This is a genomic window from Paenibacillus suaedae, assembly GCF_032337355.1.
GTDB lineage: Bacteria > Bacillota > Bacilli > Paenibacillales > Paenibacillaceae > Paenibacillus_B > Paenibacillus_B suaedae.
Genome location: NZ_JAVYAA010000002.1, coordinates 798,478 through 822,942, shown reverse-complemented (window position 1 = coordinate 822,942; position 24,465 = coordinate 798,478). Strand labels below are relative to the sequence as shown.

The window sequence follows — 24,465 nt, the reverse complement described above, 5'->3', positions numbered from 1 at the left end:
CATGTTATGGTACAATTATGAAAATGGAAACGTAGGGGGGAGAGAAGGATGAGTGTGTCTCAGGCATCGTCCTTATGGAAGGAAGCTTTGTCAGCGCAGTTTGACCAGATGATTGCATGGCGACGTTACTTGCATCAGAATCCGGAACTGTCCTATGAGGAATCGAAGACATCCGCATTTGTAGCGGAACAGCTGCGCTCCTTCGGAATTGAGGTTGAAACCGGCATTGGTGGCAACGGAGTGGTAGGCCGCATTCGCAATGGTGATGGTGCGGTCGTTGCCCTGCGTGCAGATATAGATGCGCTTCCGATTCAAGATGAGAAGCAGTGTGAATACCGTTCACAGGTTGCCGGCGTGATGCATGCATGTGGTCATGATGGACATACGGCTACGCTGCTGTCGGTAGCTAAGGTGTTGTCAGAGCATCGAAGCCATTGGTCAGGAGAAATACGATTGCTGTTCCAGCCTGCGGAAGAGGTAAGCCCTGGCGGCGCTCAGGCTATGATCCGTGATGGCGCGCTGGAAGGTGTAGATCGGATATACGGCGTTCATCTGTGGACACCGATCCCTACAGGCATCATAGCTACGCGTCAAGGGCCGATGATGGCGGCTGTGGATGACTTCCGCTTGACGATTGCAGGGAAGGGCGGGCATGGAGGAATGCCGCATCTGTGTACAGATGCTGTATTAATCGGAGCCTCGCTTGTGCAGCAGCTGCAATCCATCGTTAGCCGCAACGTATCGCCGCTTCAGCCTGCGGTACTATCCATTGGCTCCATACAGGCGGGTACGACCCAAAATGTGATTGCAGAACGTGCAGAATTGAAGGGGACATTACGCTCGTTTGATCCGGATGTCCGCCAGCTGCTTCGTCAGCGCTTCGAGCGTATCGTAGATCTTACTTGTGCAATGCACGAAGCTGAATATGACTTAGAATTTCGAGTTGGCTATCCGGCACTCGTGAATGACAACAGCGAAGCTGAGCGTGTCTTCCGCATTGCAGCAGAAGTGGTGGGGCAGGATTGCGTTCGGGAAGCAGAGATGATGATGCCAGCCGAAGATTTTGCCTATTACGTGAAGCAGATTCAAGGCTGCTTCGTACTTGTCGGTGCTGGAAACGAGGACTACGCTCGTTATCCACACCATCATCCGAAGTTCGACTTCGACGAGTCTGCCATGTTGCCCGCTGGTCAGATGTTGATCGGATTAGCTATGGATGCATTGGCCGAGAAGAAGTAGCCATTGGCTGCCTGTGATATAGTAGTATAGAATACGTAACAGACTCCATTGGATGAGAATAAATTTGAGCCAGCTAACCTCTTATTCATCATTACATACGTGTTCGGCAATTACATACGTGGCTGAGCATTTGAGCGCACTATGCTGGGAGAATGGTTGATAACCTTGGATAATCTCCTCCATTTAGGGCAACCTATGCCTGAATAGGAGGATGCTGATGTCAACGGTACAAGAGGTAATGACGACAAACTGTGCATCATGTACAGTATTGGATAACATCTACGAGGCAGCCGTCAAGATGAAGCAATACGATACGGGATTTATTCCGATAGTTGACGGAGAACGACTCGTTGGGGCTGTAACGGATCGTGATTTGGTGCTTCGCGGCATTGCAGCCAAGCACCCTGGTTCTACGCGGATTTCGCATATTATGACAGAAGAGATCGTTAGCATATCACCGGATACGACGATTGACGACGCAGCTGCATTGATGGCTGAAGAGCAAGTTAGACGTCTTCCTGTCGTGAAGAACGGCAAGCTCGTAGGGGTCGTGTCCATCGGCGACTTAGCGAAACGGACGCCATTTGCGGATGAAGCAGGCCAGGCGCTCAGCGAGATTTCTGAATCGCCTTACACACATTAGGCAAGACATGTAACATGTATCAGTTCATCTCGTCTTCTGTTATGAGGAGGGATGGACTTTTTTGCATTTTGTGTTAAGGACAGTTCGGGGATTCTTATATAGATAAAAGTAGTAACAAGCGAAGGGAGGTGCGGCAAATGACGAAAGAGATGTTTACGCTCGCAGTTCAGCAGGACATGACGATACTGGTTAATGCGCAGTCCGATGGCTATTCAGTTGTACGCCGAGCTCTGTTAGGATTTGCCGAGTTGGTGAAGAATCCGCACGGGCTGCATACCTTTCGAATGACTCCAATTACGCTATGGAATGCTGCGGCAAGCGGCAAGACTGCGGAGATGGTCTGCTCGGTGCTGGATGCTCATGCAACCTACCCTGTTCCTGTTAAGGCCAAGCAAGAGATCGCGATGTGGATGGGGCGGTATGGCTTATTCGTCCTGCATGGGGAAGAAAAAGAATCCAGCATTACCTTGCATGCTAAGGATGCGAAAGTGTTAGAGCGCATGTTGTCAGACCGAGAGGTCGGCAGATTGTTCACAGGGAAGCCGCAGGATGGCTGTGTGGCTATATTAGCGAAGCATCGTGGACGCTTGAAGCGGGCGCTTGCTAATGCAGGATATCCGGTTGTGGATCGGGTTGGATTCAGAGATGGGGAGCCGCTAGATTTCAGGTTTCGAGATGAAGGAGGCTTCCGAGTACGGGATTATCAGCGGGAAGCCGTACGGGCTTTTATCGGCAGTGAAGAACGTGCTGCGGGAGATGGCGTCATTGTGCTGCCATGCGGAGCGGGCAAGACAATCGTTGGGATTACGGCTATGACTGAGCTGCAAAGCGAGACTTTGATTCTCACATCGAATACAACTTCAGTGAAGCAGTGGAAGCGGGAAATACTGGCGCGAACGACCCTGTTAGATGAACAGATTGGCGAATATACGGGCAGAACGAAGCAGGTACGGCCGGTAACGATATCTACCTACCAAATGATGACTTACCGTCAAGACAAGGATGGGGAGTGCCAGCATATGCACTTATTTCATGAGCGGGATTGGGGGCTTATCGTTTATGACGAAGTGCATTTGCTTCCGGCTCCTGTATTTCGCACAACGGCAGATTTACAGGCAACCAGACGGCTTGGTTTGACGGCCACACTCGTCCGTGAGGATGGATGCGAACGGGATGTATTTTCCTTGATTGGTCCGAAGCGGTATGAGCTCCCTTGGAAGGAGCTGGAGCAGGATGGTTGGATTGCCGAGGTGGATTGTGTAGAGGTTCGTGTACCCTTATCAGAGGCTGGCAGACGGTACTACCTTCAAGCCGGCGAGCGAGACAAGGCAAGAATCGCGGGAGAGAATGAATTGAAGATAGAGGCTGTAAAGCGCCTCCTTCAGCGCCATCCCGGTGTTCCAACTCTGGTTATCGGGCAATATTTGCAGCAGTTGGATCGGTTATCGCAGTCACTGAATGCCCCTGTATTGACTGGGAAGACGCCGCAAGAGGAGCGGGAGCAGTTGTATGCACAGTTCAAGCAAGGAGCGATACAAGTGTTGATTGTCTCCAAGGTTGCTAACTTTGCTGTGGATTTGCCGGATGCTACGGTAGCGATACAAGTGTCTGGCAGCTTCGGATCAAGGCAGGAGGAGGCCCAGCGGTTAGGAAGACTGCTTCGTCCGAAGGCGGATGGGAGACAAGCAAGCTTCTATTCAGTTGTGAGTGAAGATACGAAGGAGCGGGATTACGCCTTGAAGCGACAGCGGTTCCTCGTGGAACAGGGGTACCAATATGCAATTGAGCAACAGGAGGGCAGCCATGAATACGTATCAACTATGGAAGCGGACGGAACAGGATAAGGAGCATCCACCCAGCCAGCAGTGGAGAACATTCAATGACAATCCTGCTCGGATTGCCGAGGCATATGCAGCACTGTCTGAGGAGCATAGAGTCTCGTACGATGTCATGCTCGATCGAACCGCTACTCTCCCTTTCGCATTGGATTCTCTGCGTAAATGGCATGGTCCTCAGGCAACAGGAGCGATGCTGCGCGCTGCTTGCGGATCGTTGTTGAAGTCAGGTCTGTTGGCAAGTGTCCGAACATCATGGGGAGAGCGGCTTTTGTTCATTCCGAAGGACATTTACGAGCATTTGCTTGCAATGCGTCTAAACGATGCGTTCTCGAAGAATGATTACGTACCGGAAGGAGCGGAAATGGAAGATGCGTTCCTGTATTCCCTTCATCCTCTCCCTGGAGGCGGTGTAATCTCGGTAGAAGCTTCCAAGGGGATGCTGACTGATTTGTTCCAAATGCTCGTATACGCCATGAATGAAGGCCTTCCGCTTACGGCTAAAGGGAACCTGCATAAGAGGGCAATCACGCGGCTTGATTCCTTGCTTCGTTTGGATGGACAAGCACTTGCATCTTGGAACATCAAAATTCCGTTTGCAGAGTCGTTGCCCGTGCATGTAGCTATCGTGCTGGATATGGCTCTCCGGCTAGGGCTGCTGCGTAAAGACGCAACTAGCTATACAGTGCAGATTGAACAGTTGAAGTGGTGGCTCAGCTTGCCTTCGCACGAAGCACTTCGAGCTATAGCCGAAGTTGTGATTGAGCACTATTTGCCTAATGAGGCGTTGGCAAGACATATTGCTTATTCCGCACTTTACTATGGAAGTTTGCGCAAGTGGAGCTCAGAAGAGAGTGTTGTGAACGCTTGTCGGCATCTTGGGTGGCTCGAAGAAACTGAACATACATATGAGGCGGTGCGGGGGCAAATTCGGGACTGGCTGAGAACGGCCCACTCCATAGGGTTGTGCGATGTTGGTACGTCGGATGGATGCTGGATGTTCCGCAGCATACAACAGGAAGAAGGTGTACATCAACGCGTTCTATTCGTCCAGCCCGATTTTGAGATTATGGTGCCGCCTCACACCTCATTTCTCATTCGCTTCGAATTGGAGGTCTTTGCCGAACTGTGGAAGTCCGATCAGATGGACACGTATCGCTTGACTCGTGATTCGTTCGAGAACGGATTGGAGCATGGCCGCTCCGTTCAGTCGGTTCTGTCGTTTCTAGAGAACTGCTCGCTGACGGGAGTACCGGGGCATGTACGCGATGCAATCGAAATGTGGGGTCGTCAATACGGAAGAGTTCAGTTCGCAGAAGTCATTCTGCTTCGTTGTACAGATGCGGATACAGCCCAGGCTGTACAGTGCGCAATGGACAGCTCTGAGCCGCTCAAAAGATGGCTTATTCCCGTAGGTGCCCTCGATTATATTGTCGATCGGGAACATGTTGATGAAGTATCCAATCAGCTGACTCGCTTCGAGCTGCCGCCCTTGCAGCGCTGGGGTGGAGAAGAGCGGATGCGCATGCCATGCCTGTGGCAGGATGAGGTACGCGAACAAGAAGAACTGGAAGCAGATCATGAAGGTCCAGTTTACAGTCCATCCTCATTGCAGTATTATGAAATGGATACCGGTTCGATGGCGCAGGATGTTGATGAGAATAGCTACGACGACATTTCCAGCCAATGGACGAAGGCATTGCGGCCCTATCATACTTCAACGAAGCGTGATATGGTGATGGCCGCCATTCGGCATCAGACACAGCTTGAAGTCGAGGAAGAGGGGCGATCGCACGTGATTGTTCCGCTAACCTCGAAGGTGTCCGATGACAAGAGCTGGGCGGTAACAGCTTACGTATTGCCGTGCCTGTCGAGCGACAAGCCTGTCAACCTGTCTCCTGAGAAGTGGGACAAGGTTCGCTTGATCGTACCGGAGGGGCTTCTGTAGGGTTGGACTGCTGTATGCCCTCAATCGCAATACTTTCAAGAGAATTGAGCGTGATAACGTGCCAATAGAAGAAAAGCAAGATGTTGCCGATATGGCCGTTCTGCTCACCAATGCATATGAATTAGGCGACATGATCAACCAGTCGATAGAGGTTGCCGATTATGTGATGTGGAAAGAACGCATGGAAGGCAATGAGCAGGTTAAGCAGCTCGTACGCGAATTTGCCCGTAAGAAGGAACGTTTTGAAGAAGCGGAGCGATTTGGTCATTTCCATCCCGATTATCATAAGGCGAAGGATGAAGTGCTCGCTGTACAGCATGAGCTGGAGTCTATAGAAGAAGTATTTCAATTCAAGCAAGCTGAGGAAGCAGTCGATAAGCTGCTGCACAACTTGTCAGAAACAATTGCTCTTGCAGTATCTGAGACGATCAAGGTACCGAGCAATGATCCACAACCGAAAGGTGGATGTGGGAGCGGCGGTTGCAGCGGCGGCTGCAGCAGTTGTTCATAGCAGCTCGGCTAGGGGAAAGCGAGGAGAGTTATGATTCCTGAACGGACGGGGTATATCATTTGGGTAAACGATGTGAAAGCAGCGCGCAACTTGGATAAATACGGAACGCTTCACTATGTATCGAAGAAGATGCAGTATGCTGTTCTTTATGTAAATGCGGAGAAGGCAGAAGAGACGGTGAAAAATGTGAAACGCTTGAATTACGTGAAGAAGATTGAGCGCTCGTATCGAAATGAGATTAAAACGGAATACAGTAAGGATGTTCCAGACAAAACTCGTTTTTACGGTATGTAAAATCAGATTAGGGCAGAATAGCAGAACTCTCCATTCTATTTGGAGGGGGCTGCTATTTTTTTGTAATTTCTGATTTTATGTTAAAGATTTCCTAAAATGAAGGAAAAAGTTCTGTCTTGAACTTGTGAACAGTTGGCGCATCATGTAATATATTGGGTATATGTACATAGATATAAAGACCTAACATGGTGGAGAGTGGTGAAGCCAATGAGAGACAAGGTAATGAATCGATGGAGCACCTATGAACCTTTCTATGTGTTGTTAGGCGATAAGAAAGTAGCCAATGTTGTCATTACGAATCATGCACGGGCTCGCTGGAATGATCGTATCGCGAAGGAAGAGGCGGATATTGAGTCTATAGCAGCGTTTATATGGGACAGCTTGAAGCAGAATCGGATCATCTCTTACTACCGTAATGAGCAGGATGTGTTCTTAATCGATGATGATTTGGTTGTGGTAGCAGAGTTCGTGGAATCGGACACGGAGTTCGATTTGGCAGGTGATCCATTGTCTAAGATGATTATCGTTACCTTTCTCGGCAAGATGTCGGAGACGATGGAACTGCGTGATTTGAAGACATATTATTCATGGCTGCGGCATTCGCGGCGCATGACGTTGGTGAAGAATAGCCGCAAACATAGATGAATGCTTCTCCGAGTTGCATCGCATATATAATAGGCCAATCAGATTATCTGATTGGTTTTTTTGATTTGGCAACAGCATCGAGCTGAGTTGGTGTCGCAATGATATCAGTGGGAGGAGAAGTTTTATTGCATCTTACGGATTTACGCTATAATAGAGCAGAAGAGTTAGGAAAGAGGGGAAAGGCGTATGGGGTTGAACTTTCATCAGCTGCATATTTTCTATAACGTCGCAACAAGAGGAAGCTTCTCGGCTGCTGCGCAAGCGCTGCATATGACTCAGCCGGCGGTAACGATGCAGATTCAGGCATTGGAAGAGTATTTCGGAACGAAGCTGCTGCACCGTTCTACGAAGAAGCTGCAATTGTCTGAGGCGGGCCATAAGCTGTTCCCTTATGCACAGCGTTGTATGGAGCTTGTTCGTGAAACAGAGGAAATGATGTCAAATTATACACTCGACTTGCATGGCAAGCTTGTGCTTGCAGCGAGTTTGACCATTGGTGAATATATGTTGCCGCCGATCCTCGGTCATTTTGCCAAGCTGCACCCGCATTTGGACATCCATATGCGCGTGATGAACAGCTCGCAAATTGTAGAGGGGATTCGCAGTCAACAGCTGCATCTCGGGCTCGTGGAAGCTCCGGTAGCGGATAATGACATCCATGTCGAGCCGATTATGGAGGATGAGCTGCTGCTGGTTGTGCCGCGGGATCACTCGCTGGCAGCGGTCAGTGAAGTGAAGCTTGAGGATGTGCTGTCTTATCCATTTGTGCTGCGGGAAATGGGCTCGGGTACGCGCATTGTGATGGAGGAAGCGCTTCGCCAGCAGGGAGTTGACCCAGAGAAGCTCCATGTTGTGATGGAGCTAGGAAGCACGGGAGCGGTGAAATCTGCTGTAGAGGCAGGAATTGGCGTAACGATGCTGTCGCCGTATGTTGTACGGCATGAAGAAGCGCTCGGGCTGCTGAAGACTATTCGTATTCAGCAGGTGAACATGAAGCGACAATTTTATGCGGTTCATGCCCAAGCGGATCTGCTGTCGCTGCCTGCGACGGCACTGCTGACGATGCTGCGCAATCGACATGATAAGGAGCTATTACGATGAATAAGCATGAGGATGACATTCAAGTGGATGAGACGATGTTGTTTGCAAGACACGGAATGGGCGGTTCTAGTGCCGAGCCAGGCGGGGCGGATCTGCATACCCATACGATAGCTTCCGATGGGATGACATCGCCTGCCTATAATGTGCGGCTCGCTCATTTAGCGGGTCTGAAGGCTCTAGCGATTACCGATCATGACACGGTGCTTGGTGTGCCTGAAGCGATTGAGGCCGGCGCACAGTATGGCATTCACATCGTACCGGGGGTTGAGATAAGTACGGTGGAAGAAGGAATTGATATTCATGTGCTTGGTTATTTCTTAGATATTGAGGATGCGGGATTGCTGGAGCGGTTGGCTGATTTGAGAGCTGTGCGGGATCGGCGCAATGAAATGCTTGTAGCGAAGCTGACGGAGCTGGGAATTCCACTGACGATGGAGGAAGTGGTGTCCGAGCTTGGGCGGCCGCTGTCTCCAGGCGAGACGGTAGGACGCCCCCATATCGCGGATGCCTTGGTTCGCCGAGGCGTTGTTCGTAATATGAAGGAGGCTTTCGATGAGTATTTGGGTGCTGGCGGCAAGGCTTATGTGAACCCGCCGCGCATACGGCCACAAGAGGCAGTGCGGTGGATTCATGAAGCGGGCGGTGCTGCAGTTATGGCACATCCGGGCATCTACCATCGTGATGATCTGGTTATTCAGTTGCTGGATACGGCGCCATGGGATGGCATAGAGGTATGGCATTCGGATCATTCGGAAGAGGACGCGAAGCGTTATGGCGAGATGGCAAGTGCAAGAGACTTGCTGCAAACGGCAGGCTCTGACTTCCACGGTGCGCGCAAGGGGGATGTATTCCATGGGGCTTTGGGCGGACGTAGGGTTCATGAGCAAATGGTTCAGCAGCTACAAGAGCGGGCAGAGCAATATCAAGCGGAGCGAAGAAGCTAAATGAAAATAAAATAAGACCTAGCCAATTCGGGATACTCCTTAACAGGATCAACATGAACGAATAGAGAAGAAGACCTGCTGATTAGCAGGTCTTCTTCGTATGTGAGCGGGTTGGAGCATACTGTGCAAGACTGCGGTTAGCCGCCCTGCTTCACGGTCAGGCTCATGCCCTCAATGCGTTTTGCATCAGGGGTAATGAATAACGTTTTCTGACGTTCGTAGATGACGAACCCAGGTTTGGCTCCGTTAGGCTTCCGCACATGGCGGATAAGTGTATAGTCAACAGGCACCTGGCTGGAATGCTTCGCCTGACTGAAATAAGCGGCAAGCTGGGCTGCTTCCTCTAATGTCGCATCTCCGAACTGTTCGCTGCGTATGACAACATGTGATCCAGGGATATCCTTGGTGTGCAGCCAAGTATCGTTTGGCTTGCCGAGGCGATTGGTTACATATTCATTTTGCAAATTATTTTTGCCTACGTAGATTGGAATGTCTTCCGATGACGTGTAGCAATAGATGGTTGGACGTCCATCCTTCTTCTTCCGCTTGTCCTTGCGGCCCCGGTCACGTAAGTAGCCTTGGCCAACAAGCTCCTCTCGAATTTCCTGCGCATCTTGCACCGTTGCATCCTCCAACTGCTGCATAAGCGTTTCAAAATAGCGATTTTCCTCTTTGGCAGCAGACATTTGTTCTTGGACGACGGCGATGCTGTTTTTAGCTTTATTATATTTTTTGAAATAACGCTGTGCATTGTCTGAAGGAGTGAGCAGCGGATCAAGCGGTATCGTCATGGACGCACCGTTCTCATCGTAATAATTGATGAGTGTGATATCTCTATCACCCTTCGTAATCATATGCAGGGATGCAAATAACAGCTCACCCATAATGCGTAATCGATCCGCATCCTGTGCTTCATTAAGCGTTTCCTCTAATTTGTCGAGTTTCTTCGCATTCTTCGTATGCTCCTGTTGCAGGAAGCGGAACAAATCGCCAACACGCTGCTTAATCATGTCGCGCTCGGCCTTGTCCCCATAAAAGTGCTCCATACAGTCACTCATTGCATCGAAGTATCGAGCTTCCCCGTGAATGTGGGTTATATTCAGCGCTGAAAAATACGTTTTGCCGCGTTCATCTGCAAGCAGGGTAGGCTTGTACCGCTGATTAGCGACATCGTCCATTGCTTGGAGAAAGGCTTCGCTCAGGTGCTGGGCTAATGTTTCCGGTGTACGCGTCTCCTCGGTGGATTCCGTGGCGGTTGGTACAGCGTACAATCCTGTACGCCATACGATCTCATCGGCCAATCGTGGGCTTACACCCGAGAAGTGCTGGACAAGCCATTTGGACAAAAATTTGGAGTCGATGCGTTGTTCCGGTTGTTCCGCTGACTCTTCCGCCTGCTCCACAAACATGGATAGGAAGGTAGCGGGTTCCACGCTCAGCGGATCCAGTTTGTGCTGTTCAGGCGGTGCAGTATATGTGAATCCAGGCATGACGATGCGGAAGCTGCTGATGGCAGGAGTGACATGATGAATGCCGTCAATAATGGTGAATGATGACGGTTCAACAATGATAATGTTACTGTGTCTGCCTGTAAGCTCAATGATGATCTTCTTCAGTGATTCATCTCCAAGCTCATCCCGCGAACGAACGGTAATATGTACAATACGTTCCCGGCCAATCTGCTCGATCTTCTCAATAACGCCGCCCTCGCAATGTTTGCGCATGAGCATGCAGAACATTGGCGGTTCCGGCGGGTTCATGTACAAATGCTCTGTAAAATGAATGCGCGGATACGTTGGGTTGGCGGAGAGCAGCAGTTTGCGATTTTTGCCTCCCGTTCGGATATGCAGAATCAAGTCGTGTTCGGTAGGTTGATATAATTTAAGAATGCGAGCGCCTACCGTCTGTTGCAGTTCATCGACGAGGGCACGGGTTACAATTCCATCTAATGACATTATGAACTAACTCCTGTCTATCGAAATTCAATTCCTCGGCAAGCCTGCCGCAGCAAGCGGTATATCTGAGCATATGCTCTACATATACCGTGCTTCGTTCTAGTAGCGGGAACTGATCATCCTTCATTTGTGAACAAAAGCGCATATGACGGACGTCAATATGCTGTATCTCCTATCATGCCATATTTTTAATGAAAACTTAAGTGTCTCTTGGATCGTTGGGATATTTTTGGACTCGTCCGAATACCTATAGCGTAGAGGCTGTCTGCTTGGACACTTTTGCAAGGCTATCATACGGAACAATAACGGGAATGGAAAGGGGTACGAACCATGGATCAAATGAAGTGGCACCAGGCATCTTCGGAGCAATTGCTTCAAGCGCTGGGAGTCCACAGGGAAGAAGGGCTCTCTGATGAAGAAGCGGCGTCTCGCCAAACGCGTTTCGGGCATAATGAGCTGTCTGAAGGAGCGCGCATCTCGCCGATCACCTTGTTTTTAAACCAATTTAAAGATTTCATGGTACTGGTTCTTGCCGGTGCTACGCTCGTATCTGGGATACTCGGAGAGTATCTTGATGCCATAACGATTATTGCGATTATTTCACTGAATGCTGTACTCGGATTCATTCAAGAGTTTCGAGCGGAACGATCGCTTCATGCATTAAAGCAGATGTCTGCGCCTACGGCCAATGTGCTTCGCAACAAGCAAGTGCGCAGTGTGCCCGCGAGTGAGCTTGTACCCGGGGACATCGTGCTTCTGGAGAGCGGAGATCGTGTGCCTGCCGACATCCGTTGGTTTGAGACGAACAGCTTGTATGCTGAGGAATCTGCCTTGACCGGAGAGTCGGTACCTGTTGGCAAGCATGCCAAGCCGATAGATAAGGAAGATATCCCATTAGGAGATATGAAAAATATCGGATTCATGGGCACGATGGTTACCCGCGGCTCCGGCAAAGGCGTTGTTATCCGAACAGGTATGGACACCGAGATGGGGAAAATCGCCGATCTAATCGAAAACACCGAATCGATGGATACTCCGCTGCAGCATCGGCTTGAGCAACTAGGCAAAATTCTAATTATCGTCGCACTTCTGGTGACGGTAGTGGTTGTGGCTGCTGGTATTATGCATGGACAACCCGCGATGACGATGTTTTTGGCGGGTGTCAGCTTGGCCGTTGCTGCAATTCCCGAAGGATTGCCAGCGATCGTTACGATTGCGCTGGCCCTAGGGGTTCAGCGCATGATTAAGCGCAAGGCTATCGTTCGCAAGTTGCCGTCAGTGGAGACGTTAGGGTGCGCCTCTGTCATATGCTCGGACAAAACAGGAACACTTACGCAGAATAAGATGACGGTAACCCGCATATGGACAGGTGGTCGTTCACTTGAAGTTAGCGGGGAAGGATTTGAGCCGACTGGACAAATTACAGAACTAGGCAAGCAGTTGGATTTGAAGCACGATCAGTCTCTGCGCCGAGTGCTGCAGATCAGTGCATTGTGCAATAATGCTACCCTTATCGAATCTTATCCGACCGAACAACAAGCCGCTCCGTCTGAACGTAAAAAAGGGAAGAACGGTAAGCAAGCTGCGGGCAAAGAAAAGGAAGAGCTGAGGCCGATCTGGGACATTAAGGGTGATCCAACAGAAGGAGCACTGGTTGTACTGGCTGCGAAGTTAGGGATGACGCCGCAGTCATTGTCCGCCGTGTATGAACGCGTTGGAGAAATTTCCTTTGACTCGGATCGCAAGCGGATGTCTGTCATTGTGAAGCATCAGGGTGGTCGTCTCGCTTTGGTGAAGGGTGCGCCTGATGTGCTGCTGGAACGGTGCAGCTATGCACTGTGGGATGGCAAGGTCGTTCCATTCACGGCGACATTGAAGCAGAAGGCATTAGCAGCGAACGAAGCTATGGCGAAGCAGGCGCTCCGTGTACTGGGGCTTGCCTATCGTGAAATGAAACCCAGTGAAGATGCGGAGAATGAATCTGCAGTGGAATCCCAGCTCGTGTTCGCAGGATTAGCGGGTATGATTGATCCGCCGCGCCGCGAGGCAAGAGAAGCCATTGCTATCTGCAGACGTGCTGGAATTAAGACGGTAATGATTACGGGTGATCATCAATTGACTGCAGAAGCGATCGCCAATCAGCTCGGCATCATCCCGCGCGGCGGATTAACGATGAGCGGAGTGCAGCTTGCTATGATGGATGATGATGCACTGGATAAGGTCGTGGACAATGCCTATGTATATGCGAGGGTTTCGCCAGAGCATAAGCTAAGAATCGTTAAGGCATTACAGCGCAAGGGTCATGTTGTGGCGATGACAGGGGACGGTGTTAATGATGCTCCTGCCATTAAGGCTGCAGATATCGGCATTGCGATGGGGAAAACAGGTACCGATGTAACCAAAGAAGCCTCATCGCTCATCCTGAGCGATGATAATTTTGCAACGATCGTAGCGGCTATTGAGGAAGGACGCGGCATTTACGAGAATATTCGCAAATTTATACGATACTTACTAGCTTCGAACGTAGGGGAAATATTAGTCATGTTCCTTGCCATGATACTAGGACTTCCCTTGCCGCTTGTACCGATACAAATTTTATGGGTGAATCTGGTGACTGACGGGCTGCCTGCAATGGCGCTCGGCGTCGATCAGCCTGAGAAGGATTTAATGGAGCATCGGCCGAGGTCTGCAAAGGAAAGTATCTTCTCACGGAGATTGGGTTGGAAAATTATTAGCCGAGGCATCTTGATTGGGGTATGTACGTTAATCGCATTTTGGCTTACATGGAGTACGGATCCAGACAGTGCTGCACAGCTTACGAAGGCTCAATCCGTTGCATTTGCGACACTCGTACTAGCCCAGCTTATCCATGTGTTTGATTGCCGAAGCTCTCGTTCGATTTTCCATCGGAATTTCTTCCAGAACCGCTACTTGGTGCTGGCAGTTGCCTCCTCGGTTGTGCTTCTGCTTGGTGTGCTCTATATCGAGTCGTTGCAGCCAATATTCAAGACGGTTCCGCTCAACTTCAGAGATTGGGCGATTACATTTGTTATGGCTGGCATTCCAACCTTCTTGATGGGGATCGGATCAGTCCTGACCGGCAAGAAGTCGGGACGGCCAAGTGGGGCGAATCCCGCCTATACCTCCAATCGAAGAGCGGCTTGAAGTTGGTAAATGTTGAAGAATGTATTTATGCAAAAAGTGCAAATATTACTCCACTAGGTTTATAGATTAATAAGCCTTGATTCGGTAAACTTTGAGTTGTTATGAATGACTAAAATGTGGTCAATAATGCAAACTGAGTTTGCCGTATGAAAGGTTGATTGCGATGGAATTTACAAAGATGCATGGACTCGGCAATGACTTCGTTATTGTTCATGGAGAGCAGGAGCTTCCAGCTAACGTATCTGAGTTGGCGGTTGCAGTCTGTAATCGCCATTTCGGTATTGGTGCTGACGGTCTTGTATATATATTGCCTTCTGAATCTGCTGATGTGAGAATGCGAATTATTAATTCGGATGGGTCAGAAGCTGAACAGTGCGGTAATGCGATTCGATGTGTCTCGACCTATGTCGTGGAGCATGGATATGTGAAGCGAGATGAGCTTACGATCGAGACTCAGGCTGGTGTGCAGCATGTTCAGATCATTCGTGAGGACGGATGCGTCCATGCCGTGCGTGTAGATATGGGAGAGCCAGTGCTTGAAGGGCTGCAGGTACCGACGGTATTTGATAAGCCTGCTGTCATTGACCAGCCAATTGAAGCAGGCGGCCACGCTTTTACGTTTACTGCAGTATCTATGGGTAATCCACACTGTGTCATCTATGTGGATGATGCAGCAACGTTCGATATCCATGGATGGGGGCCGCTGTTGGAGAGTCACTCTTATTTTCCGCGGAACATCAATGTAGAGTTTGTCTCTATTCATACACGCGATCATGTCACGATGCGAGTATGGGAGCGGGGAGCAGGGGCTACCCTAGCATGTGGAACAGGCGCTTGCGCGACGCTCGTATCGAGTGTGCTTAATGGGTTGACGGACAGAGCGGCAACCGTATCGCTTGCAGGAGGAGACTTATTTATTGAATGGAATGTTGCGGATAATCATGTCTACATGACAGGACCTGCAACATTTGTATTTGATGGTGTATGGGAGTAAGAAACTTATAAACTGGATGAGATAAGAACATGAGGGGTCACCTGTAGTCGATGCAGCTGGCCTCTTTTTTATGCTGTGATGTACGTATAACACAGTATTTTGGTGGAAATTCTATGAGTTTTTCAAAAAAAGACGAACAAAATGGGCGATTTTACTTGATGAACCGCGGTTTCTTGATAGAATGTTTACTAAGCAAGTTACTACTATATACAGAGGATTCACCAACGATGGGAGATTGGGGTGCGAGACAGGATGAAGAACTTTCGGGAAGCACTGCACGAGCAAATCATAATTGGCGATGGTGCAATGGGGACGTATTTGTATCAACTTGGGTATCCTGTTGGTATCTCATATGAAATACTGAATGTTACCGATCCAGAGGTGATCCGCAATATCCATAAGCAGTATGTGGATGCAGGTGCGGGCCTGCTAGAGACGAATACATTCACTGCGAATCGGGAGAAGCTCTACAGACATGGCAAAGAGCATCTCGTTAAGGATATTAATAGAGCGGCTGTCCGCCTTGCCCGTGAAGCAGCAGGAAATCAAGCTTATGTGATAGGTGCGCTTGGTTCTATTCGAGCAGGTAAACGTGAGAATGTTCATACCAACCAAGTCATTCGAGATTATCATGAACAGATGTCGGCCATGCTGGAAGAAGGCGTTGACGGCATTATGTTTGAGACCTTCTACGATCTGGAAGAAATGCGTCTTGCCTTGCAAGTGGTACGTGAACTGGATCAAGATGTTCCTGTAATCTGTCAATTCGCCGTGGAGGAATCTCGGAGAACGAAGGATGGCAAGAGCTTGCTGGAAGCATTCCGCGTCTTGCGTGACGATGGAGCGGATGTAGTAGGCTTGAACTGCCATATGGGTCCGAATGGCGTGCTGCGTGCGCTAGAGGGTGTTCAAGGGCGTATCGACCTGCCGTTGTCTGCATTCCCAAATGCAGGTCTGCCTGATTATGTCGATGGACGCTACAACTTCGTTGCATCCGCAGAATATATGGCGCAAAGCGCGGTTAAATTCGTGCAGATGGGTGCTCGGATTGTCGGCGGCTGCTGCGGAACGACACCTGAACATGTTGCGGCAATCGTAGAAGCTCTTCGGGACGTGGAAGTTCCTGAGCTCCCTGTGCAGCCTGTGGAAAGCATCATTATTGAAGAGGAATCAGAATCTATGCTTTGGCATGACGGTGCTGCTTGCTACGACGGCTGTGATCATGGACACGATGCTGAGGAATCAATAGTCGATATGGTGCGATCCCGTCATACAGTCATCGTGGAGCTGGATCCGCCTCGTGATCTGGACGTATCGAAGTTCATGAAGGGTGCGCAGGTATTGAAGGAGGCGGGGGTTGACGCCCTGACGTTGGCAGATAATTCGCTTGCCGTTACCAGAATGAGCAACTTGGCTCTTGGTTACATGGCACTTGATAAAGTCGGCATTCGCCCGCTTGTCCATATTGCATGCCGAGATCGCAATCTGATAGGAACTCAGTCCCACATGATGGGCCTTCATGCACTTGGCATTGACCATGTGCTCGCTGTAACGGGAGATCCAGCCCGATTCGGTGATCTTCCTGACTCGAGCTCGGTATACGACATGACCTCTTTCGAGATCATTCGGATGATTAAGCAGTTGAATAGCGGTCTCGCATTCTCAGGCAAGCCGCTCAAGCAGAAGGCGAAGTTCGTCGTTGGCGGCGCATTCAATCCGAATGTGAAGCATCTGGATAAAGCGATTGCGCGTTTGGAACGGAAAATCGAGGCCGGCGCGGATTACATTATGACGCAGCCCGTCTATGATAAAGAGTTAATTGTACGGATAGCAGAAGGTACGAAACATCTTAATGTACCAGTCTTTATCGGGATTATGCCGCTTGCGAGCGGACGCAATGCTGAATATCTCCACAATGAGGTTCCCGGTATCGAACTGTCCGATGAAGTACGTAGTAGAATGAGCGGATTAGAAGGGGAAGCTGGGCGCAAGGAAGGGGTCGCCATCGCGAAGGAACTGCTGGATGTCGCGCTTACCCATTTTAAGGGCATCTACTTCATGACACCGTTCATGTTCTATGAAATGACAGCCGAATTGACCCAGTATGTATGGGAAAAAGCGGAACGCCAGGCAGACCCCTTGTATCGTCTGACATAATCAATTAAAATAGGGTAATGGATGTGGTGCCCGTGGTCTATAGTATGACTGGTTACGGTCAGTCTACCCGCGAGATTGGCGGGTACAAGATAACGATTGAAGCGAAGTCTGTTAACCATCGTTACTGCGAAGCTGTGCTTCGCTTGCCGAGAGAATGGACATGCTATGAGGATCGTCTTCGGCGCATCGTTCAGCAGAAGGTTAGTCGCGGCCGAATCGATGTGTTTATGAATAAGGAGCGGAACGGCGAGGTTAAGTCGGTTGTGGAATTGAATCGGCAAACGCTCGAAGCGTATCTTCAAGCTTCTGCGAAAGTTCAAAGTGAGTATGGTGTAGCGGGAGATTTGTCGGTTACCGACTTGCTCTCGCTTCCTGATTTGTTCACGGTTAGAGAGTTAACCTCTTGGTCGGAGGAGGAGCTTGCTGCTTCTCTTGAATCGGGATTGCTGGAAGCAATGGATGGATTGTGCAGGATGCGCGCCATGGAAGGCAGCCACCTCAACCGAGATTTGGCGGAACGACTGAGCCGGTTGGAATTGCTCCATTCGGAACTCACAGAATGGGCTCCGGTCGTTGTGACCGATTATCGAGCGAAACTGAATCAACGTATCGAACAACTGTTGGATGCCAGTTTTCCAATGGACGAGCATAAGCTTGCACTGGAAGTGGCACTGTTTGCGGAACGCTCCAACATTGATGAAGAACTGACGCGGCTGAAGAGCCATTTCGAACAGTTCAGACGACTGCTCGAAAGTAATGAAGCGATAGGACGCAAGCTTGATTTTCTTGTACAAGAAATGAACCGCGAAACGAACACCATCGGCTCCAAGGCGAATCATTTGGAAATAACGAACCGCGTCGTTGAAATGAAAGCGGAGCTGGAGAAAATTCGCGAACAAGCAGCGAATATTGAATAAATTGTGGAGCGCTCGAAAGTAGAGGGAGGACCTGTAATGGCGATTAAGCTAATCAATATCGGATTTGGTAATATCGTATCTGCCAACCGGATCATTTCGATTGTGAGCCCGGAATCGGCTCCAATTAAACGAATCATTCAAGAGGCTCGAGACCGTCATATGCTGATTGACGCTACATACGGCCGACGTACGCGTGCCGTAATTATTACGGACAGTGACCATGTCATTTTGTCCGCTGTGCAGCCTGAAACGGTAGCTCACCGTCTATCTACAAAGGATGACGACAACGACGAATAAGATGGAGACGAAGATGAAGAAGGGGTTATTGATTGTGCTGTCCGGCCCATCTGGCGTCGGTAAGGGCACAGTATGCAAAGCTTTACTGAAGAAAACCAACGATCTTACTTATTCCGTGTCTGCAACGACACGCGAGCCGCGTGCCGGCGAAGTAGACGGTGTGAATTATTTCTTCAAATCACGCGAGGAATTCATGCAGATGATCGAGGAAGATCGTTTGCTTGAATATGCGGAATACGTAGGTAACTATTACGGAACACCATGTGACTTCGTTGAACAGAAGTTGACTGAAGGCCGTGATGTTATTTTGGAAATCGAAGTGCAGGGTGCAATGAAGGTGAAGGAGAAATTCCCGAACGGAATTTTCATCTTCTTGCTCCCGCCGTCGCTCGACGAGCTGAAGGATCGCATTCGTGGTCGCGGTACAGAGCAGGAGCACGTAATCGATTCCCGGATGAATGTAGCCGTTGAAGAGATTGCGTTAATGGAGAACTATGATTACGCGGTCGTTAACGACGAGATTGATCTTGCGTGCAAGCGTATAGAGAGCATCATCATTGCCGAACATTGTAAGATTGGGTCTCAAGAATAAGCTGCAGCAAGGCGCACTTTCATTGGAAGTGTGCCTTGTCACGGTTGTTAGAAGAGAGCGGCTTCTACAACGTAGATAAACGGCATATATTGTCTGCTGGGCGTCTGCGTCAGAAGCGAGGATACGAAAAAAGGAGTGCTGAACCATGCTTTATCCTTCCATTGATGAATTGATGAAAAAGGTTGACAGTAAATATTCTTTGGTAGTTGCAGCTTCACGCCGTGCGCGCCAATTGCGTGAAGGCGGTCGTACGGAATTGAAAAGCCCAAAATCCCATAAACAAGTGGGCGTGGCTTTGGAAGAAATTTATGGCGATTACATTCACACAGAGCAAGACCACAGTCAGCTTCAACCAGGTGAATAAACACAACTGCAAATGCGAGCTGGAAGGCTCTTGGTCAGAGAATGAGGCACGAGTTGACCAGTGGCGCATAGCAGGACGGAAGTTCATACAAGTTTGAAAAAGGATAACAACCGCAAGGTTGTTATTTTTTTCAAGAAGAAGGAACAAGGAAGTACTGTAATAGCAATAATTCCTAAAGAATGATACGTTCGGCGGCATATTGGGCCGATTAATCGCCATGCAGTATGGTCATGAATCGCTAGCGGCTAAGGGGATTTCGGTATGTCGGCTGAACGGAAAGGCGGGATACAATGTTGCAAGGGAAAACGATAGTGCTCGGAGTTACTGGAGGCATTGCCGCTTATAAAGCTGCTGCCTTGTGCAGCAAGCTGAAGCAGGAAGGTGCAGAGGTTCACGTCATTATGACAAAATCGGCAACGGAATTCATTACCGAGTTGACTTTCCAAACGCTATCTCGTCATCTCGTATATACAGATACGTTTGACGAGAGGGATGCATCTGTCGTCTCTCATATTGACTTGGCGGATCGGGCTGATCTGATTCTGGTAGCACCTGCAACAGCGAATGTAATTGGGAAGATGGCACACGGGCTTGCGGATGATATGCTGACGACAACGCTGCTTGCAACGACGGCTCCTGTCATTGTTGCGCCAGCGATGAATGTACATATGTATGTCCATCCTGCAGTTCAGCATAACATGGGGATGCTGCGCGAGCGTGGAGTCCACTTCATAGAGCCAGAAGAGGGCCTCCTCGCCTGCGGTTATACAGGCAAGGGAAGAATGGCAGAGCCCGAGCATATCATCGAGCAGCTCAAACAGTGGATGGCTTCCAACAAGCTGCCTGAGAGATTCGGGCCGAGCAATGTGATGACAAGTGTCAAGGCGAATGGCTCTGGTGTACCGCCAGAAGCTGCTGCACAAGAAGAACTGCTTCTATATGGCAAAATGGTACTTGTCACAGCAGGTGGAACTGTTGAACGCATTGACCCCGTTCGCTATATAACGAATGATTCCTCAGGCAAGATGGGATTTGCTATCGCAGAGGCGGCGCGAAATATGGGGGCTCAGGTGGTCGTAGTAGCAGGACAAACGCAAGTATGCCCGCCAGAAGGGGTAACCATTGTCCGCGTGGAATCCACACAGGATATGTACGAGGAAGTCATGAGCCGCTATCCAGAGATTGATCTGGTTGTGAAGACAGCAGCAGTTGCGGACTATCGCCCGGTCGCACGGGCACCTCAAAAGTTGAAAAAGACTGGGGAACGTCTCATCATTGAGTTGGAACGGAACCCGGATATTTTAGAAGAGCTTGGGCGCCAAAAGTCGAAGCAATTCCTCGTTGGCTTTGCCGCAGAGACGGAGCATGTTGACCAATACGCGGCAGATAAGCTGCGCCGCAAACGGCTTGATCTCATCGTTGCGAATGATGTATCGCGATCAGAAGGTGGATTTGGATCTGATAACAATGAGGTATCGATTTATGACGCGGAAGGTCTTGTAGAACGAATTCCGCTTATGGCGAAGAGTGGGGTTGCGAAGCGTATATTGCAGTTGGCTGCATCGAGAATGAAGGATCCGACCCGGGTGCTGGCAGGTGCTGAAGAGGTGCATCCGATTGAGTAGTGAACATGACTGGATGCCTGCACATGAGCCTTTGTTCCATGCGGTGGGGGCCACAGTCTTGGATGAAGGAACTCGCTGCAACGTGGCTCAGGTCATTGTTGATGTATCTAGCAAGGCAACGAATCGCCCATTTGATTATGCAGTGCCGCAGGATATGGAGGCATGGCTCGAAATTGGCAGCAGAGTTGGGGTTCCTTTTGGCGGGAGAACCGTACAAGGATTCGTCATCGGACTGTCGGATACGACGGATGTGCCGAAGTCTAGATTGAAGCCCATCCAGCAGCTGCTCGACATTGTCCCTCCTCTGCGTCCTGATTTGGTGCAGCTTGCGAAGTGGATGAGTGACCGCTATGTATGTACTTTGACGGCAGCGCTGCAGGTTATGATTCCCGGCGCAATGAAGGGCAAACGGGAGAAGGCCGTTCAACTTGGGGAAGATGCGGTGTTGTATATGCATCACACACGCCTTCATGAAGAGCAGATGAAGGCTGACGATCCTTCAATTGTGGACACGCAGCTTCCCGATCAACTTGAGCTTATGCCGCATAAACTGCTTGCGGACAGCCTCACCGCTGAACTGCTTGCTTATGTAGAACGGAACGAGCCAATCGCTGCCGATAAGCTGCTGCAGGCATTCCCAGCCGGAGCCGCCCTAATCAAAGAGGCGATGCAGCACGGGTGGCTCGTGGAGACGGAGCGAATTAAAGATCGTATAGGCGTGAAGAAGCTGAAGCGTGTTCGCCTTGCTGTGGAACCGGATCAGGCTGAGCAAGCAGCGGTGGAGATTGGCGCTCGCGCTCGCCGTCAGCAGGAATTGCTTCGGCAGCTTCTTGAATTCGGCGGGGAACTTCCGCTTCGCTCGCTCAATGCTTCTGCGGTGAAAGCCTTGGAAGGCAAAGGATTGATCGTCGTCGACGAGGTTGAGGTTATGCGTGATCCATACGCCGACCGGCGCTTCAAGCCGACTCAGCCGCTGCCTCTAACAGAAGAGCAGCAGGGCGTTCTAAGCCGAATTACCGAAATGCTGGATGAGGGCTGTGCACAATCATTTCTTCTCCACGGCGTGACCGGAAGCGGCAAGACAGAAGTATACTTGCAGGCAATCGACCGCTGTCTCCGTTCCGGCAGACAAGCGATCGTGCTGGTACCGGAAATATCACTGACCCCTCAAATGGTAGAGCGGTTCAAGGGACGATTCGGCTCAAAGGTGGCTGTTATGCACAGTCGCCTGTCCCAAGGGGAGCGTTACGATGAGTGGAGGAAAATACGAGAGCGGCGCGTTCAGGTCGCGATTGGAGCGCGTTCTGCCATATTTGCTCCATTTGAGCATATCGGTCTTATCATTATGGATGAAGAACATGAAACCTCTTATAAGCAGGAGGAGACACCGAAGTATCATGCCCGCGATGTCGCCGTAGAGCGAGCTAGACTACATGACGCCGTTGTTGTGCTTGGATCAGCGACGCCCTCTATGGAGACGTATTACGCGGCCAAGCTTCATGGATATGAAGCTCCGCCGTCAGGGCTGGAGCCGCCTGCTTGGGATTTGGCTCCGCTGGCCATGCCAACCCGCGTTGGTGGCAGAGCGCTTCCGCCCGTGACGATTGTGGATATGCGTGAGCAGCTGAAGATAGGCAATCGCTCGATGTTCAGCGCTCCGCTGGAGAAGGCGCTGGAGGAGCGGATCGAACGGGGAGAGCAGACAGTTCTGCTGTTGAATAGACGTGGTTACTCCACATTCGTGATGTGCCGGACATGTGGGTATGTTGCCCAATGTCCTGAATGTGATATTTCGCTGACTTATCATATGAAGTCTGGGCATATGCGCTGTCATTATTGTGGGTACGCGGAACGGGCACCAGTCGTCTGTCCCTCATGCGAAAGCGAGCATATACGCTACTTTGGCACAGGGACACAGCGTGTTGAAGAGCAGCTAGCCAAGCGTTTTCCGGGCATACGTGTCATTCGGATGGACGTGGACACGACGACGGAGAAGGGATCGCATGAACGTCTGCTTGCCCAGTTCGGTGAACGCAAGGCTGATGTACTGCTGGGGACGCAGATGGTCGCGAAGGGACTTGATTTTCCTTATGTGACATTGGTAGGTGTTATCGCTGCGGATTCTGCGCTGCACATGCCGGACTTCCGAGCGGCGGAGAAGACATTCCAGCTTCTTACGCAGGTCGCAGGCCGTGCAGGCAGACATCAGCTGCCAGGCGAAGTAATTGTGCAGACGTATGCACCGGAACATTACTCTATTACCCATGCTGCCCAGCATGATTACTCGGCTTTCGCCTCAGATGAGCTAAGGCATAGAAGGCAGCAGATGGTTCCGCCTTTTTGTCGATTGGCCTTGCTCTCTATGACACATGAACAGCTGCCGCTGCTCGTGCGTGTCGCAGAGAACGCTGCCCTGCGGCTGAAGGAGCTGGCTGAGCAGCGAGGATGGCTTCATGGGCTGAACGAAGCAGCCAATGCGGTTGAAATTTTGGGGCCAGTTGCTTCTCCAATTCCGCGAATTAAGAACCGCTACCGGTTCCAATGCATTATCAAGAGCAGAGGAAATGTTGATTTGTCCTCTTTGATGGCAGATGCGATGAAGGAGTTCGACATGGTATCCAAAGAGCAGGATGTATGGTTCAATGTAGATATCGACCCGCAAATGATGATGTAGAGATGAATATAAAGCACTGGAGCATTCGTCATCAGCGTATATGGTGAATAAACTATAAATAAACGATTCAAAAAGGAAGGTGTGCCCGATGGCATTACGAATTATTGTACACGAACCAGATGAGGTTCTACATCAAATAGCAAAGGAAGTTCCTAAGATTACGCCGAATATTCAGAAGCTGCTGACAGATATGGCAGATACGATGTACCATGCTGAAGGTGTCGGACTTGCTGCACCGCAGATCGGTATCTTGAAGCGTGTCATTGTTGTAGATGTCGGCGATGAGCATGGATTGATCGAGATGGTGAACCCTGTTATCCTGTCTGCGGAAGGAGAACAGCTTGGCCCGGAAGGCTGCTTGAGCATTCCAGGAATCAATGGCGACGTACTCCGCCATCAGAAAATCACGGTAAAAGGGCTTGACCGCAATGGTCGTGAAATTACGGTTGAAGCTGAAGATTTCTTGGCTCGTGCATTCCAGCATGAGATCGACCATTTGAACGGTGTATTGTTCACCGAGATTGCAGAACGGGTATATGAGGTGCCCCGCGAAGGCAGGGAATAA

At 50.1% G+C, this 24,465-nt stretch carries 20 protein-coding genes; 19 read left to right on the top strand and 1 reads right to left on the bottom strand.

Features of this window, described 5'->3' with window-relative positions:
- The first annotated feature begins 48 nt into the window (after positions 1-48).
- The 9 genes from RQP50_RS11530 to RQP50_RS11490 all read left to right on the top strand — a co-directional run bounded on the left by RQP50_RS11530 (position 49) and on the right by RQP50_RS11490 (position 9,160).
- Positions 49-1,239, top strand: coding sequence for a M20 metallopeptidase family protein (locus RQP50_RS11530; protein WP_072728831.1), 1,191 nt, complete (start codon positions 49-51; stop codon positions 1,237-1,239).
- 217 nt (positions 1,240-1,456) lie between these two features.
- A complete protein-coding gene (locus RQP50_RS11525) occupies positions 1,457-1,882 on the top strand; it encodes a CBS domain-containing protein (RefSeq protein ID WP_021256671.1) in 426 nt (141 codons plus the stop codon).
- Between the two features lie 137 nt (positions 1,883-2,019).
- Positions 2,020-3,726: a DNA repair helicase XPB gene (locus RQP50_RS11520; RefSeq protein WP_072728830.1), complete on the top strand. Its 1,707-nt coding sequence runs from the start codon at positions 2,020-2,022 to the stop codon at positions 3,724-3,726.
- Positions 3,686-5,665 (top strand): helicase-associated domain-containing protein, encoded by a 1,980-nt coding sequence (locus tag RQP50_RS11515; RefSeq protein ID WP_315745589.1) that lies wholly within the window; start codon positions 3,686-3,688, stop codon positions 5,663-5,665. The genes RQP50_RS11520 and RQP50_RS11515 overlap by 41 nt, the downstream gene beginning before the upstream one ends.
- 91 nt (positions 5,666-5,756) lie before the next feature.
- Positions 5,757-6,176, top strand: a complete 420-nt coding sequence (locus RQP50_RS11510) for a YlbF family regulator (RefSeq protein WP_021262570.1) — start codon at positions 5,757-5,759, stop codon at positions 6,174-6,176.
- 30 nt (positions 6,177-6,206) lie between these two features.
- Positions 6,207-6,470, top strand: a complete 264-nt coding sequence (locus RQP50_RS11505) for a YlbG family protein (protein ID WP_021256667.1) — start codon at positions 6,207-6,209, stop codon at positions 6,468-6,470.
- Positions 6,471-6,677: 207 nt separating this feature from the next.
- Entirely contained in the window at positions 6,678-7,115 is a 438-nt protein-coding gene (locus tag RQP50_RS11500; protein WP_021256666.1) for a hypothetical protein, read from the top strand.
- Between the two features lie 186 nt (positions 7,116-7,301).
- Entirely contained in the window at positions 7,302-8,216 is a 915-nt protein-coding gene (locus RQP50_RS11495) for a selenium metabolism-associated LysR family transcriptional regulator (RefSeq protein WP_315745588.1), read from the top strand.
- Positions 8,213-9,160 carry a PHP domain-containing protein gene (locus RQP50_RS11490; RefSeq protein WP_394358386.1) on the top strand — a complete coding sequence of 316 codons (948 nt, stop codon included), beginning with the start codon at positions 8,213-8,215 and terminating at the stop codon, positions 9,158-9,160. Before RQP50_RS11495 ends, RQP50_RS11490 begins: the two co-directional genes overlap by 4 nt.
- Positions 9,161-9,297: 137 nt before the next feature.
- On the opposite strand, the gene RQP50_RS11485 is transcribed toward RQP50_RS11490, so the two are convergent.
- The gene (locus RQP50_RS11485) at positions 9,298-11,115 is read right to left on the bottom strand and encodes an Rqc2 family fibronectin-binding protein (RefSeq protein ID WP_315745587.1); all 1,818 of its coding nucleotides are present in this window, start codon (positions 11,113-11,115) and stop codon (positions 9,298-9,300) included.
- 330 nt (positions 11,116-11,445) lie between these two features.
- Between RQP50_RS11485 and RQP50_RS11480 the strand changes: the two genes are divergently transcribed.
- The 10 genes from RQP50_RS11480 to def all read left to right on the top strand — a co-directional run bounded on the left by RQP50_RS11480 (position 11,446) and on the right by def (position 24,465).
- Positions 11,446-14,280, top strand: coding sequence for a cation-translocating P-type ATPase (locus tag RQP50_RS11480; RefSeq protein WP_315745586.1), 2,835 nt, complete (start codon positions 11,446-11,448; stop codon positions 14,278-14,280).
- 163 nt (positions 14,281-14,443) lie between these two features.
- Positions 14,444-15,274, top strand: coding sequence for a diaminopimelate epimerase (gene dapF, locus RQP50_RS11475; RefSeq protein ID WP_315745585.1), 831 nt, complete (start codon positions 14,444-14,446; stop codon positions 15,272-15,274).
- A gap of 252 nt (positions 15,275-15,526) precedes the next feature.
- On the top strand, positions 15,527-17,431 hold the full coding sequence (locus tag RQP50_RS11470; RefSeq protein WP_072728825.1) for a bifunctional homocysteine S-methyltransferase/methylenetetrahydrofolate reductase: 1,905 nt from the start codon (positions 15,527-15,529) through the stop codon (positions 17,429-17,431).
- 32 nt (positions 17,432-17,463) lie between these two features.
- On the top strand, positions 17,464-18,348 hold the full coding sequence (locus RQP50_RS11465) for a YicC/YloC family endoribonuclease (protein ID WP_028531238.1): 885 nt from the start codon (positions 17,464-17,466) through the stop codon (positions 18,346-18,348).
- A 36-nt stretch (positions 18,349-18,384) separates the two neighbouring features.
- Positions 18,385-18,645 carry an extracellular matrix/biofilm regulator RemA gene (remA, locus tag RQP50_RS11460; RefSeq protein ID WP_005548256.1) on the top strand — a complete coding sequence of 87 codons (261 nt, stop codon included), beginning with the start codon at positions 18,385-18,387 and terminating at the stop codon, positions 18,643-18,645.
- A 13-nt stretch (positions 18,646-18,658) separates the two neighbouring features.
- Complete coding sequence (gene gmk / locus RQP50_RS11455) at positions 18,659-19,237, top strand: guanylate kinase (RefSeq protein ID WP_174808851.1); 579 nt, start codon at positions 18,659-18,661, stop codon at positions 19,235-19,237.
- 145 nt (positions 19,238-19,382) lie between these two features.
- Complete coding sequence (gene rpoZ, locus RQP50_RS11450) at positions 19,383-19,601, top strand: DNA-directed RNA polymerase subunit omega (RefSeq protein WP_315745584.1); 219 nt, start codon at positions 19,383-19,385, stop codon at positions 19,599-19,601.
- Between the two features lie 290 nt (positions 19,602-19,891).
- On the top strand, positions 19,892-21,226 hold the full coding sequence (coaBC, locus tag RQP50_RS11445; RefSeq protein ID WP_315745583.1) for a bifunctional phosphopantothenoylcysteine decarboxylase/phosphopantothenate--cysteine ligase CoaBC: 1,335 nt from the start codon (positions 19,892-19,894) through the stop codon (positions 21,224-21,226).
- Positions 21,219-23,900, top strand: a complete 2,682-nt coding sequence (gene priA, locus RQP50_RS11440) for a primosomal protein N' (protein WP_315745582.1) — start codon at positions 21,219-21,221, stop codon at positions 23,898-23,900. The genes coaBC and priA overlap by 8 nt, the downstream gene beginning before the upstream one ends.
- Before the next feature lie 88 nt (positions 23,901-23,988).
- The gene (def, locus tag RQP50_RS11435) at positions 23,989-24,465 is read left to right on the top strand and encodes a peptide deformylase (protein WP_021256654.1); all 477 of its coding nucleotides are present in this window, start codon (positions 23,989-23,991) and stop codon (positions 24,463-24,465) included.